This window comes from Mesorhizobium sp. M6A.T.Cr.TU.014.01.1.1 (assembly GCF_004022765.1).
Lineage (GTDB): Bacteria > Pseudomonadota > Alphaproteobacteria > Rhizobiales > Rhizobiaceae > Mesorhizobium > Mesorhizobium mediterraneum.
This window is the reverse complement of record NZ_RZPG01000025.1, coordinates 19621-31906: the sequence shown is the minus strand read 5'-3', so window position 1 is coordinate 31906 and position 12286 is coordinate 19621. Positions and strand designations below refer to the sequence as shown.

Annotated in this window: 13 protein-coding genes and 1 pseudogene; 8 read left to right on the top strand and 6 right to left on the bottom strand. The window is 62.6% G+C overall.

Annotated elements, in window-relative coordinates:
- Nucleotides 1-146: 146 nt before the first annotated feature.
- The 6 genes from pbpC (at nucleotide 147) to EN885_RS24935 (ending at nucleotide 7107) form a co-directional block, all read left to right on the top strand.
- Nucleotides 147-2237, top strand: a complete 2091-nt coding sequence (pbpC, locus tag EN885_RS24960) for a penicillin-binding protein 1C (protein ID WP_128335230.1) — start codon at nucleotides 147-149, stop codon at nucleotides 2235-2237.
- Nucleotide 2238: 1 nt separating this feature from the next.
- Nucleotides 2239-2964 (top strand): M15 family metallopeptidase, encoded by a 726-nt coding sequence (locus EN885_RS24955; RefSeq protein WP_128243209.1) that lies wholly within the window; start codon nucleotides 2239-2241, stop codon nucleotides 2962-2964.
- Between the two features lie 244 nt (nucleotides 2965-3208).
- Nucleotides 3209-4237 (top strand): sulfate ABC transporter substrate-binding protein, encoded by a 1029-nt coding sequence (locus tag EN885_RS24950; RefSeq protein WP_128243210.1) that lies wholly within the window; start codon nucleotides 3209-3211, stop codon nucleotides 4235-4237.
- 32 nt (nucleotides 4238-4269) lie between these two features.
- Nucleotides 4270-5121, top strand: coding sequence for a sulfate ABC transporter permease subunit CysT (cysT, locus tag EN885_RS24945; protein ID WP_095482918.1), 852 nt, complete (start codon nucleotides 4270-4272; stop codon nucleotides 5119-5121).
- Nucleotides 5114-5998 (top strand): sulfate ABC transporter permease subunit CysW, encoded by an 885-nt coding sequence (gene cysW / locus EN885_RS24940; protein ID WP_095482919.1) that lies wholly within the window; start codon nucleotides 5114-5116, stop codon nucleotides 5996-5998. Before cysT ends, cysW begins: the two co-directional genes overlap by 8 nt.
- A 68-nt stretch (nucleotides 5999-6066) precedes the next feature.
- Nucleotides 6067-7107, top strand: coding sequence for a sulfate/molybdate ABC transporter ATP-binding protein (locus tag EN885_RS24935; protein ID WP_126105834.1), 1041 nt, complete (start codon nucleotides 6067-6069; stop codon nucleotides 7105-7107).
- A gap of 67 nt (nucleotides 7108-7174) precedes the next feature.
- Here the strand turns inward: EN885_RS24935 and EN885_RS24930 are convergent, their stop codons facing one another.
- Both EN885_RS24930 and EN885_RS24925 read right to left on the bottom strand, forming a co-directional pair.
- On the bottom strand, nucleotides 7175-7651 hold the full coding sequence (locus EN885_RS24930; RefSeq protein ID WP_095482921.1) for a GNAT family N-acetyltransferase: 477 nt from the start codon (nucleotides 7649-7651) through the stop codon (nucleotides 7175-7177).
- Entirely contained in the window at nucleotides 7651-7932 is a 282-nt protein-coding gene (locus tag EN885_RS24925; protein ID WP_095482922.1) for a DUF1778 domain-containing protein, read from the bottom strand. Before EN885_RS24925 ends, EN885_RS24930 begins: the two co-directional genes overlap by 1 nt.
- A gap of 272 nt (nucleotides 7933-8204) precedes the next feature.
- On the opposite strand from EN885_RS24925, the gene EN885_RS24920 reads away from it, so the two are divergent.
- Together EN885_RS24920 and EN885_RS24915 are read left to right on the top strand one after the other, a co-directional pair.
- Nucleotides 8205-9191 (top strand): sulfate ABC transporter substrate-binding protein, encoded by a 987-nt coding sequence (locus tag EN885_RS24920; RefSeq protein ID WP_095482923.1) that lies wholly within the window; start codon nucleotides 8205-8207, stop codon nucleotides 9189-9191.
- A gap of 251 nt (nucleotides 9192-9442) precedes the next feature.
- Nucleotides 9443-9892: an Rrf2 family transcriptional regulator gene (locus EN885_RS24915; RefSeq protein ID WP_006202816.1), complete on the top strand. Its 450-nt coding sequence runs from the start codon at nucleotides 9443-9445 to the stop codon at nucleotides 9890-9892.
- 72 nt (nucleotides 9893-9964) lie between these two features.
- Here EN885_RS24915 and EN885_RS33875 read toward each other — a convergent pair.
- The 4 genes and pseudogenes from EN885_RS33875 to EN885_RS24895 form a co-directional block, all read right to left on the bottom strand.
- Nucleotides 9965-10102 (bottom strand): annotated as a pseudogene (locus EN885_RS33875) (IS5/IS1182 family transposase); the annotation flags it as partial.
- A gap of 102 nt (nucleotides 10103-10204) precedes the next feature.
- Nucleotides 10205-10753 carry a dihydrofolate reductase family protein gene (locus tag EN885_RS24905; protein WP_095482925.1) on the bottom strand — a complete coding sequence of 183 codons (549 nt, stop codon included), beginning with the start codon at nucleotides 10751-10753 and terminating at the stop codon, nucleotides 10205-10207.
- 222 nt (nucleotides 10754-10975) lie between these two features.
- Nucleotides 10976-11902 (bottom strand): SRPBCC family protein, encoded by a 927-nt coding sequence (locus EN885_RS24900; protein ID WP_128243211.1) that lies wholly within the window; start codon nucleotides 11900-11902, stop codon nucleotides 10976-10978.
- A complete protein-coding gene (locus EN885_RS24895; protein WP_128243224.1) occupies nucleotides 11899-12240 on the bottom strand; it encodes a metalloregulator ArsR/SmtB family transcription factor in 342 nt (113 codons plus the stop codon). Before EN885_RS24895 ends, EN885_RS24900 begins: the two co-directional genes overlap by 4 nt.
- Nucleotides 12241-12286: the final 46 nt, after the last annotated feature.

Below are 12286 nucleotides of genomic sequence, written 5' to 3'. Positions count from 1 at the left end.
GGAGAAGGTGGCCGAGCGCAGCTCGGTCGGATGAGGGGTGTTCCAGCTTGGCACCGATAGCGCTCTGGCCAGCACCCCTCAACCGTCTTGGCGCTGCGCGCCAATCCACCTTCTCCCACAAGGGGAGAAGGAAGAAGGGCGGCGCGATGCTCTCCAGAAAATTCCTACGCCGAACGGCCATCACCGCCGCCGCTTGCGCCGGCCTCATGGCCATCTCCGCCGCCACCCTTTGGCAGCTCGACCGCGCCTTTCCGCCGCCGCTACCGGCAGAACCCACTGTGTCGACCGAGGTGCTCGACCGCGACGGCCAGCTTCTGCGCGCCTTCGCCACGCCGGACGGCTACTGGCGGCTAGCCACCCGCCTCGACCAGGTCGACAAACAGCTCGTCGACATGCTGGTGACGTACGAGGACAAGCGCTTCTGGGACCATCAAGGCGTCGACGTGCTGGCGCTGGCCCGCGCCGCCGGTCAGTTCGCGACCAATGGCCGTATCGTCTCCGGCGGCTCGACGCTGTCGATGCAACTTGCCAGGCTGGCAGAGCCGCGCGACAGCCGCAGCCTCGGCTCGAAGATCAAGCAGATGCTGCGCGCGCTACAGATCGAGCGGCGGCTCACCAAGCGCGAGATCCTCGAACGCTATTTGACGCTGGCGCCCTATGGCGGCAACCTCGAAGGCGTGCGCGCCGCCTCGCTGGCCTATTTCGGCAAGGAGCCAAAGCGGCTGACGCTCTCGGAGGCCGCCCTGCTCGTCGCGCTGCCGCAATTGCCGGAAAAGCGCAGGCCCGACCGCAACCTCGCGATCGCTCACGCCGCTCGCGACCGGGTGCTGGCGCGCATGGTTTCATCAGGCCTGCTTGGCGAGCGCGAGGCCGCACGTGCCGCTCTCGACGACGTTTCAGGCATCCGCCGCACGCTGCCGGCGCTCGCCGCCCACGCCGCCTATGCGGTGCTGCCCAAGGCCGTCCCCGGCCAGAAGCTGCAACTGACGATCCGCAAGAGCGTTCAGGAAGGGCTGGAACAGGTAGCCAGGGATGCCGCCACCAGGCTCGGGCCCCGCCTGTCGGTCGCCATGGTGCTGGCCGACTCCCGCACCGGCGATATCCTCGGCGAGGTCGGCTCAGCCAACTATTTCGACGCCAGCCGCTCCGGCTGGATCGACATGACCAGGATCGTGCGCTCGCCAGGTTCGACGCTGAAGCCGTTCATCTATGGGCTCGCCTTCGAGCAGGGACTGGTCGCGCAGGAAACTCTGATCGACGACAGTCCGGCGGATTTCGGAGGCTATCGGCCGAAGAATTTCGACATGGGCTACCAAGGCGACGTCAGCATCAGGCAGGCGCTGCAACTGTCGCTCAACGTGCCGGCGATCAGGGTGCTTGACGCGGTCGGACCGGCGCGGCTGCTCGCGCGCTTCCGGCAGGCCGGCGTCACGCCGATCCTGCCGGTCAACAAGGCTTCGGGTCTCGCCATCGGCCTTGGCGGCGTCGGCGTGACGCTGCGCGACCTCGTCCAGCTCTATGCCGGGCTTGCCAATGGCGGCAAGGCGCATACGCTGCGTGACGGCACCGAGCCGGCCAATGCCGAACGCTCCACCACTACCATCCTCGACGATCAGGCGAGCTGGCAGATCACCGACATATTGTCGGGCGTCAAGCCGCCCGAAGGTGCGGCCCAGCGCGGCATCGCCTACAAGACCGGCACCTCCTACGGCTACCGCGATGCCTGGTCGGTCGGTTTCGACGGGCGCTACGTGCTGGGCGTCTGGGTCGGCCGTCCCGATGCCGGCGCGGTGCCCGGCCTGTCCGGCTATGTCTCGGCCGCACCCATCCTGTTCGAGGGCTTTGTCCGCGCCGGTCTGGCCGCCGTGCAACTGCCAAGCCGGCCGGCCGGCGTCATCAGACCCAGGCGCGACGATCTGCCGGTGACATTGGCGCGCTTCGGTTCTGGCGCCGATGGGCTGGTGCAGGCGACGCCGACCGAGCCCGCGCCGACGATCATCTTTCCGCCTGACGGCGCCCGCGTCGATCTCGACACCACTACCGCCGAAGCCTCGCCACTGGTGCTGAAGCTGCAAGGTGGCCGCGCGCCGTTCCGCTGGCTGGCAAATGGCAAGCCACTGATCGGCATCGACCGGCGACGCACCGCGACCTGGCAGCCGGACGGCGCCGGCTATTCGACCCTGACCGTGATCGACGCGGCCGGGCGCGCGGCCAGCGTGAAAGTGTTCGTTGAATAGAATGCGCCAAGCGATTCAGCGCATTGCGTTTTGCGCCCCGCTGTTGGCTGCCGGTATTGTCCCCGTCTTTTCCGCAGACCTCCCCGCCGGCTTCGTCCGCCTTGCCGACGTTGACCGCACCATCCGGCAGGACATCCGCTATGCCGGCACAAACAATTTCCTGCACCGCAAGGCGACCGGCTACGACGCGCCGGTATGCATACTCACCGGGCGAGCGGCGGAAGCGCTTTCCCGCGTCCAGAAAGCGATTGCCGCGGAGAGCCTCACGCTGGTCGTCTTCGACTGCTACCGCCCGGCGCGCGCGGTCTCTGATATGGGCGAATGGACCAGGGAAGGCGGACCACCAGACCCGCAATGGTATCCGGCGGTCAAGCGCAAGGACCTCATCGCCAAGGGCTATATCGGCGAACTGTCGACCCATTCGCGCGGCTCGACCGTCGATGTCGCCATCGCGCGAGCCGACCGCACCACCGCCACCCCGAAACCGGCCTGCGGTGTATCAGATGCCGACATGCTCGATTTCGGCACCGGCTTTGACTGTTTCGACCCAATGAGTGAAACGGCGCACCGTCCGCTCGCCGAGGAAGCAACCGCAAACCGCAAGAGGCTTGTCGAGATCATGCGCGCCGGCGGCTTCAGGAATTATCCGCGCGAATGGTGGCACTTCACGCTGAAAAACGAGCCATTTCCAAAGCAGCGCTTCGATTTTCTCGTCACCGCCGACTGAACCTGTGGCCACCGCGAAAGCAAATCGCGCCTAGATCACATCCAGCCATTGCCGAGGCGCGACCTGTCTCTAGATAGATCGCTTCATGAGCCCGGATTCTGCACCCCGGCGTCGAGAGGAAAGAATTTCTTCATGAAGCCAAAGATCAGCGAAAAATTGCTTCTGAGGGACAAAAAAAGCAACATTGAGTGCATCTAATTTCTACCAATTCGGTAGATTTGAGGTGATCTCAACGGAGGCGTAAATGACCAATCCTCATTTCAGGAAACTGCTCGGCGCCCTTGTCGCTGCATCGGTCCAATTCGGAACACTCGGTTTCGCGTTTGCCGATTCCACCATTCTCAACGTGTCCTATGATCCGACGCGTGAGCTATACAAGCAATTCGACGAGGCCTTTGTCGCCCACTGGAAGGCCGAGACCGGTGAGACGGTAACCGTCCAGCAGTCGCATGGCGGGTCGGGCGCGCAGGCCCGCGCCGTGATCGACGGCCTCGACGCCGACGTGGTGACGCTGGCGCTCGAAGGCGACATCAACGCCATCGTCTCGAAATCGCAGAAGATCAATCCCGACTGGCGGACCAAGTTCGAGAACAATTCGGCGCCCTACACTTCGACCATCGTCTTCCTTGTCCGCAAGGGCAATCCGAAGGGCATCCAGGACTGGGGCGACCTCGTCAAGGACGACGTCCAGGTGATCACGCCGAACCCCAAGACTTCGGGCGGAGCGCGCTGGAACTATCTCGCCGCCTGGGCCTATGCCAACGCCAAGGATGGCGGCGACGAGGCCAAGACCAAGGAATTCGTCGGCAACCTCTACGCCCATGTTCCGGTGCTCGACACCGGCGCGCGCGGCTCAACGGTGACTTTCGCGCAAAAGGGCCTGGGCGACGTGCTGCTGGCCTGGGAAAACGAAGCCTATCTGGCGCTCGACGAGTTCGGCGCCGACAATTTCGATATCGTCTACCCGCCGACCTCGATCCTGGCTGAGCCGCCGGTCGCCGTGGTCGACGCCAATGTCGATGCCAAGGGCACGCGAAAAGTCGCCGAAGCCTATCTGGGCTATCTCTACTCCAAGGAAGGCCAGACGCTGATCGCCAAGAACCACTATCGCCCGTCGAAGCCCGATTTGGTGCCGGCGGAGGACCTCGCCAAACTGCCGGAGATCAAGCTGATCACCATCGACGATCCACTTTTTGGCGGTTGGAAGAAGGCGCAGCCTTACCATTTCGGCGACGGTGGTATATTCGACCAGATCTACAAGCCGGCCCAGTAGGCCTAACAAGCTAGACTCTAGATCAGGACGACATGACCACAGCACCCGCAAAAGCGGGGTGGCGGTTCAGACAGCCGAGCGTCATTCCGGGTTTCGGATTGACGCTCGGCTTCTCTCTTGCCTACCTCACGCTCATCATCCTCATCCCCCTTTCCGGGCTGATCTGGCGATCGGCCGCGCTCGGCTGGGCCGATTTCTGGGCGATCGCCACCGATCGCCGCACCGTCAACGCGCTTGAAATCAGTTTTGGCACCGCTTTCATTGCCGCCGCGGTCAATGTCGTCTTCGGCACGATCGTCGCCTGGGTGCTGGTGCGCTACAACTTTCCTGGCCGCCGCATCGTCGATGCAATGGTCGACCTGCCCTTCGCGCTGCCGACGGCGGTCGCAGGCATCGCGCTGACCACGCTCTACGCGCCGAATGGCTGGCTCGGCAGCCTGCTGGCACCGCTCGGCATCAAGGTCGCCTACACGCCGCTCGGCATCGTCATCGCGCTGATCTTCATCGGCCTGCCTTTTGTCGTGCGCACCGTCCAGCCGATCATGGAGGAGATCGACAAGGAGGTGGAGGAAGTGGCCGCGACGCTCGGCGCCAACCGCTTCCAGACAATCGCCCGGGTTCTGCTTCCGGGCCTCGCGCCCGCCATCGTCACCGGTTTCGCGCTGGCTTTCGCGCGCGGTGTCGGCGAGTACGGCTCCGTCATCTTCATCGCCGGCAACCTGCCCTACAAATCCGAGATCGCGCCGCTGCTGATCGTCATCCGGCTGGAGGAATACAATTATGCGGCGGCGACCGCGATCGCGGCAATCATGCTCGCTTTGTCGTTCGTGATGCTGCTGGTCATCAATCTCGTGCAGACGTGGAGCCGCAAGCGCTATGGCTGATCCGGAGATCAAATCCTACGCACCGCACCACGAAAGCCAGTCGGCGGCAGTGACCGAAAGCCGCCCGGCGAAAGCCGTGCTGATGATCGTGACCTTTGCCTTCCTCGGCATTTTCCTGCTCTTGCCGCTGATCGTCGTCTTCAACGAAGCCTTCGCAAAAGGTCTCGGCGCTTACACGGAGGCGCTGACCAACCCAGACACGCGCTCGGCGATCCATCTGACACTGCTGGTGGCGGCGATCTCGGTGCCGCTCAATGTCGTCTTCGGCATCTCCGCCGCTTGGGCGATCGCCAAATTCGAGTTCAAGGGCAAGGCCTTCCTGACCACGCTCATCGACCTGCCGTTTTCGGTCTCGCCGGTCATTTCCGGCTTGGTCTATGTGCTTTTGTTCGGCGCGCAAGGCCTGCTCGGCGCCTGGCTGAAGGCGCATGGCATCGTCATCCTGTTTGCCGTGCCGGGCATCGTGCTCGCCACCATCTTCGTCACCTTCCCCTTTGTCGCCCGCGAACTGATCCCGTTGATGCAGGAACAGGGCAATGGCGACGAGGAGGCAGCGCTGTCGCTCGGCGCCAATGGCTGGCAGGCTTTCTGGTACGTGACGCTGCCCAACGTCAAATGGGGGCTGCTCTACGGCGTGCTGTTGTGCAATGCCCGCGCCATGGGCGAGTTCGGCGCGGTGTCGGTGGTGTCCGGCCACATACGCGGGCTGACCAACACCATGCCGCTGCATGTCGAAATCCTCTACAATGAGTACAACGCCGCCGCCGCCTTCGCCGTCGCTTCGCTACTCGCGGGCCTGGCGCTCGTCACGCTGGTCTTGAAAACACTTCTCGAAATGCGCTACGGCGCCGAGATCGCCGCGACGCGCGGACATTAATGCCTGTTGCCCAAAAGTGTATAGCGGTTTTGGGATAACGACATGCATCGACAAAAAAGGGACGGTTGATGGAAGTTCGCGTTGCCAACGTGCGCAAGGAGTTTGAGCGGTTTCCGGCCCTCCACGATGTTTCGCTCGACATCAAGTCCGGCGAGCTGATCGCGCTGCTCGGGCCTTCCGGCTCCGGCAAGACGACGCTGCTCAGGCTGATCGCCGGACTGGAGCGACCGACGAGGGGAAAGATATTCTTCGGTGAGGAGGACGCGTCGCAAAAGTCGATCCAGGAGCGTAATGTCGGCTTCGTCTTCCAGCACTATGCGCTGTTTCGCCATATGACGGTCGCCGATAATATCGGCTTCGGACTCAAGGTCCGGCACGGGCCGACACGCCCGTCCGCGCAGGAAATCCGCCGCCGGGCCTCCGAGCTTCTCGACCTCGTCCAGCTTTCCGGCTTGGAAAAACGCTATCCGGCGCAGCTTTCGGGCGGCCAGCGCCAGCGCGTGGCGCTTGCCCGCGCCATGGCGATCGAACCGGCTGTGCTTTTGCTGGACGAGCCGTTCGGCGCGCTCGATGCCCAGGTCCGCCGCGAGTTGCGGCGCTGGCTGCGCGACATCCACGACGCCACCGGCCACACCACGGTCTTCGTCACCCATGACCAGGAAGAAGCGCTGGAGCTTGCCGACCGCGTGGTGGTGATGAGCCAGGGCCGCATCGAGCAGGTCGGCACCGCCGATGAAATCTACGACACGCCGAATTCGCCCTTCGTCTACGGCTTCATCGGCGAATCGAGCTCGCTTCCCGTCAAGGTCGAGGACGGCCAGGTCTGGATCGCCGATCGCCCGATCGGCCTCTCCGCGCCACAGGCGCCGCAAGGCGAAGCGACGCTGTTCTTCCGCCCGCACGATGTCGAGCTGGTGGACGAATGCAATGGCTGCATCGCCGGCACGGTCGCCGCCAGCCGCCGCGTCGCCGGCACCAGACGCGTGGAGCTCGAAATCGGCGGCGAGCGTCAGCGGGTCGAGATCGAGCTGCCCGTCGACCACCCAGCGGCGCAGAAAAGCCGGGTGGCGTTCCGGCCGCGGCGCTGGAAGCTTTTTCCGGCCGCTTAGCCGCAAGGCGATGGTGAATCCGGCTGATGGTGGTCGCCTCTTCATGCTGAGCGACATCGACTACCTTTCAACGCGCCTTTAGCGAGAGCACCAGGGTCATCGGATTTTTTGGGGAAGCCGCAAAGCCGTAGTGCTCATAGAAAGCTTTCGCTTCAGCCGATATGGCATGAACAAAAATGCCGCGAATCCCGAGGATCGTCGCGGCATGGCCAGTGCGCAGAACGGCATCTTGCAAGAGCGCTGCGCCTAGCCCCTTCCCTTGCCAGCTTGCGTCCACGGCGAGACGCCCGAGCACAGCCATAGGGACGGGATCCGGCATGTTGCGGCGAATGGCGCCTGGCGCTTCCGCAAGATCGAGCCCACCCGAGGACAGACAGTAGTAGCCGACAACGCGCACGCCTTCCGTTACGACATAGGTGCGCGACGCGCCGCTGACCTGGTTGGCCCGCGCCCTGCGGCGAAGCCATTGATCCAGGCTCTCGGTCCCGCTTTGGAATAGTTCGAGATCGTGGTTGTCGGCAAGAGGCGTGGGCGCCGACAGCATCAGCCCTGCCAGGGCTTGGGCGCATTCATAAGGCGTGCAAAACCTTCGCCGCTCGGTGGCTCGTCAAGAATGTCGAGATAGTGTTGGTAACTCTCGGGATCGACCTTGATCAGCGCTTGATCGAGCAACGTGTCCTCGGCCGCGCGGTAGGCGGCATCGATCATAAAGTCGGAGCGGGTTTTACCGCGTATTTTCGCGGCGCGGTCAATCAGAACTCGCACATCCTCTCGGATGCGCAGATTGACAGGCTTGGCGTGGGTTTCAGGTGCAGTTTTTGTCATTGAGGACTCCTCTTTCCCACCATAACACTCCGCATACACAATGTGTATCTATTTCATTGCCTCACTAGGAAGGTGATTGGAAAAGCACCGGCGGTGTGGCGGGAACACACCGAAATGACTCTGCTTGGAAGAAAATCCTAGCAATGGGCTGTCTCGGCAATCTTTTTTCTCACAGCAACACCATAGATCCGGCTTGCATGCCTCGTCGTCTCGGGCATCGTCCGATTATTCTGCGGCATTCGACAAAACGACATTTTCAGGAGCCCGTTTTCATGAAGCGATTTTTGCTTGGCGTCGCCACATTGGCCGGTCTGTTCCTGGCATCCTCCCAAGCCTGGTCGGCCGACAAATTATTGAACGCGTCCTACGATGTCGGCCGCGAATTGTTTGCGCAGGTCAACAAGGCCTTCATCGCTGGGCACCCCGGCGTCACCATCGATCAGTCGCATGCCGGGACGTCGGCGCAGGCGCGCGCCATCGCCGAGGGGCTCGGCGCCGATGTCGTCACCTTCAACCAGGTCCTCGACATCGACTTTCTGGTCTCGAAGGGTCTTATCTCCGCCGACTGGCAAAAAGACTTCCCCGACAATGCCTCGCCTTTCTATTCGCTGCCGTCCTTTTTGGTGCGCGCCGGCAATCCGAAGAACATCAAGGATTGGAACGATCTCGTGCGCGACGACGTCCAGGTGATCTTCCCCAATCCAAAAACGTCGGGCAATGCGCGCTACACCTATCTCGCGGCCACCGCCTACGCCAAGGAGGCCTTCAAGGGCGATGACGCCAAGGTGAAGGAATTCGTCACCAAACTCTTCAACAACGTGCCGATCTTCGACAGCGGCGGACGCGCCGCCACCACCACCTTCGTGCAGCGAGAAATCGGCGACGTGCTGATCACCTTCGAGTCGGAAACCCGCGGCATCAGCAGGGAGTATGGCGAGGACAAGTTCCAGCAGGTGACGCCTTCGGTCAGCCTGTTGGCGGAGTTTCCGGTGGCGATCGTCGACACGGTCGCCGACGAGCACGGCACACGCGATCTCGCCAAGACCTATCTCGACTTCCTCTATACGCAGGAGGGCCAGGACATCGCCGCCCGCAACGGCCTGCGGGCCCGCGACGCGGCGGTCGCGGCCAAATACACGGCTGAGTTTCCCGATGTCCGCCTGCTGACGGTGGAAGATGTCTTCGGCGGCTGGGCCAAGGTCCAGGCCGAGCATTTCGCCGCGGGCGGATTGCTCGACCAGACCTACGGCAGTCGCTGAAGCAAGCGATCTTCGAACTGAAACGAAAGTCGGCTTTTGCCGGCTTTCTTCGTTTTTCGCTCCGGAAAGGTGATTTCCCGCTTTCCGGACGCCTGCCATCCAAAAACGTTACGAAGAATCAACGCGTTTGCGCGCAATGTGTCAGCAGGCGGCTTGTCTGCGCGAACGGCATCGCAAGGCTCAACCGTCATGATTTGCACACAAACAGCCGCCAGACGCGGGTGGTTGGGGCTTCATGGGTTGACTCGGGCATGCTGACCAAAAAAGGCAAATACGGCCTCAAGGCCCTCGTGCATCTGTCCGGCCTGCCGGTCGGCCAGCTCGCATTCGTCAATGACATTGCGGTCGCCAACAACATCCCGAAGAAATTCCTGGATGCCATTCTGGGCGAGTTACGCAATGCCGGCTTCGTCCAGAGCCGCAAGGGCAAGGAGGGCGGCTATCGCCTCGCGCGGCCGGCCTCCGAGATCAAGATCGGCCATGTCGTGCGTGTCCTCGACGGGCCGCTGGCGCCGATCCCTTGCGCCAGCCGCACGCAGTACCAGCGTTGCGAGGATTGCGACGAGGCGACCTGCCAGGTCAGGCACATGATGCTGGAGGTGCGCCAGGCGATCGCCGAGGTGCTGGACAATCGCAGCCTCGCCGCCATGCGCGATGCCGACAATGACGATTTTCCGGTCGAACTGACGTCGCAGATCTAATCTAAATTTAGGCCGTAGACTCATAAGCGCGGAGCCAAAGCCGCATTGACCGACACAATGATCTGGAACCTCCTTTTTTGCTGTCACAGCCCGCTGATGGGCGCGAACGGAGGTTCTGTCGATCATCTGGATCTCGCCGTCGTGCGCAGCCGTGATACACTCCATCAGTCGGCCCCACACGCCTGCCTTCCGCCATCGCACGAAGCGGTCGACGGCGGCTGCGCCCCTTGGCCGCCGATCGTCTGGAGCGCGCCGCTTCCGCAGGCCCTCCATTTCGACAAGCCTAGTTGACGGGAAAGAGCGGATCGATCGTCATTGTCTGCTCTCCGGCGCGTAATGGAGGATGACAACACCTGACTTGAGCGTCCTCGTCTCCAGATGCTTCAGGGGTATCCGGTTCGGGCCGCCCTTGAAGAGCGGCGTGCCTCTCCCGAGAATGACGGGGTTGATCCCGAGGTGATACTCGTCGATCAGGCCGTGCTCCATCAGGCTCGCCGTGAGGTCGGCGCTGCCGAACACGAAGATGTCTCCGCCGTCCCTGGTCTTCAGCTTGGAGACTTCTTCCGCGACATTGCCGTTGAAGAGCTTCGTGTTGTTCCAGTCGGCGCTTTTCAGCGTGCGCGAGAAGACCACCTTCTCGATCTTGTTCATGAAATCCGCGATCCAGCCTTGCTCGGACGGCCAATAGGCTGCCATGAGCTCGTAGGTCACGCGACCGAAGATCAGCGTGTCGGCCTTTTCCTGGGTCTCACGAATGTAGTTCTCAAGTTCTTCTTCGAAGACGAACCAGCTGATGTCCCTGTCCGGACCTTCGAAGAAGCCGTCGACGGTCACCATGTCCCAGATGATCAGTTTTCTCATAGAACCCTCCTCTTCGTGTATCCCTTTGTGAATTCTCGGCCCTATCCCGCGAATCGGAAGCGCATGTTGGTGATTTGCCCCGCTTCCGAGATCTCGGTCTTCTCCAGCCTGACCGGCTCCATGCCTTCTGACTGAAGAGGCGGATGCCGACGCCGATGAGGACGGGCGCGACACGGATGAGGACCTCGTCCACAAGCCTAATTCGGGGCGAGTCGCAGCACCTCAGCGGCATGCGACGAAGCGTTCCAGTTTGCCCAGAGTTTGCAGTCCCAGCTCCACGGCACCGAAGCCCTTCGCCTCCTGGAACTCGGCAGCCGTGCTGAATACCATGCCCAGCGTTACCTTCGTCGCCCCGTCCTGATCCTCGAACGAGGCCCAGGCGTCGGCATGTTTCGGCCCGTTTTCGCCCCAATGCAGCGTATAGCCGATCCTCTCCTCGGGCCGGACCTCGTTATAGAGATGGTGGTTCGGGAAGACCGTGCCGTCACGCGCGATCATGTCGAATACCCATTCGCCGCCCGTTCGCAAGTCGATCCTCTTCGTTCGACAGGAGAAGCCTTCCGGCCCCCACCATTGCGGCAGCGTTTCAGGGTTCATCCACGCGCCCCACACGATGGACCGCGGCGCCTGAATCACCCGCTGCAGTACCATGGCCCGTTCAGCCGCGCCCGCGAGGTTGTCTAGTCCCGCGCCGAAGCCTGCCCGGTAGCCTGCCTCCATGTCCTCCGCCAGCGATGAAAGTTGCACCGTCACGACCAGCCGGCTGCGCTCGTGCGTACCTGAAAGATCTGCCGTCACCAGCGCTGCTGATTGCGTCACGCCTTCGCACGAAATCACCTCATAGTTCACACTGCACACCGCTGGCTGCAACACAAGCCAGCCATTCTCGCAGCGGATGTCCGGCTGGCCCTCTACCTTGCAGAGCGAGATCTCGCGACCGCCCACCCTGGTGTCGGCCTCCAAGAACTCCACGGTGACTGAGGGAGATGGCGCAGCCCAGATAGCCCGCGCGGCCGGGGCCGTCCATGCCTCCCACAGCACGGCCGTTGGCGCTGCCACGTCCCGTTCGAAGGCGAGCGTTGCAAAACGGTTTCTTCCATCATCAGGCGCAGCACTGATCGTGCTGTCTGTAGCCAGGTTCTGTGTCATTCTTTGCTTTCCTTCATCACATTCATCACAAATGCGTCCAACCGGTCGAGCCGGGTCTCCCAGATGGCCCGCTGTTCATCGAGCCATGTCCGCGCTGGGTCCAGAGCCTCGGGCACGATGGCGCAGGTGCGTATCCGCCCGTCCTTGGAGGTGGAGATCAACCCTGCCTCCTCCAGCACAGAAAGGTGCCGCATCACCGTGGGCAGACGCAGTCCCGTCGGACCAGCCAAATCCGTCACCCGCGCAGGCCTTTCGGCGAGTCGAGTCAGGATCGACCGACGGGTCGGATCGGCCAGAGCGTGGAAGAGCAGCGATAGATCGGGATAATGCTTAGCCATGTCGCTAACTATCGCCCACTTTTCCGGTGGCGCAAGCGAAAACTTC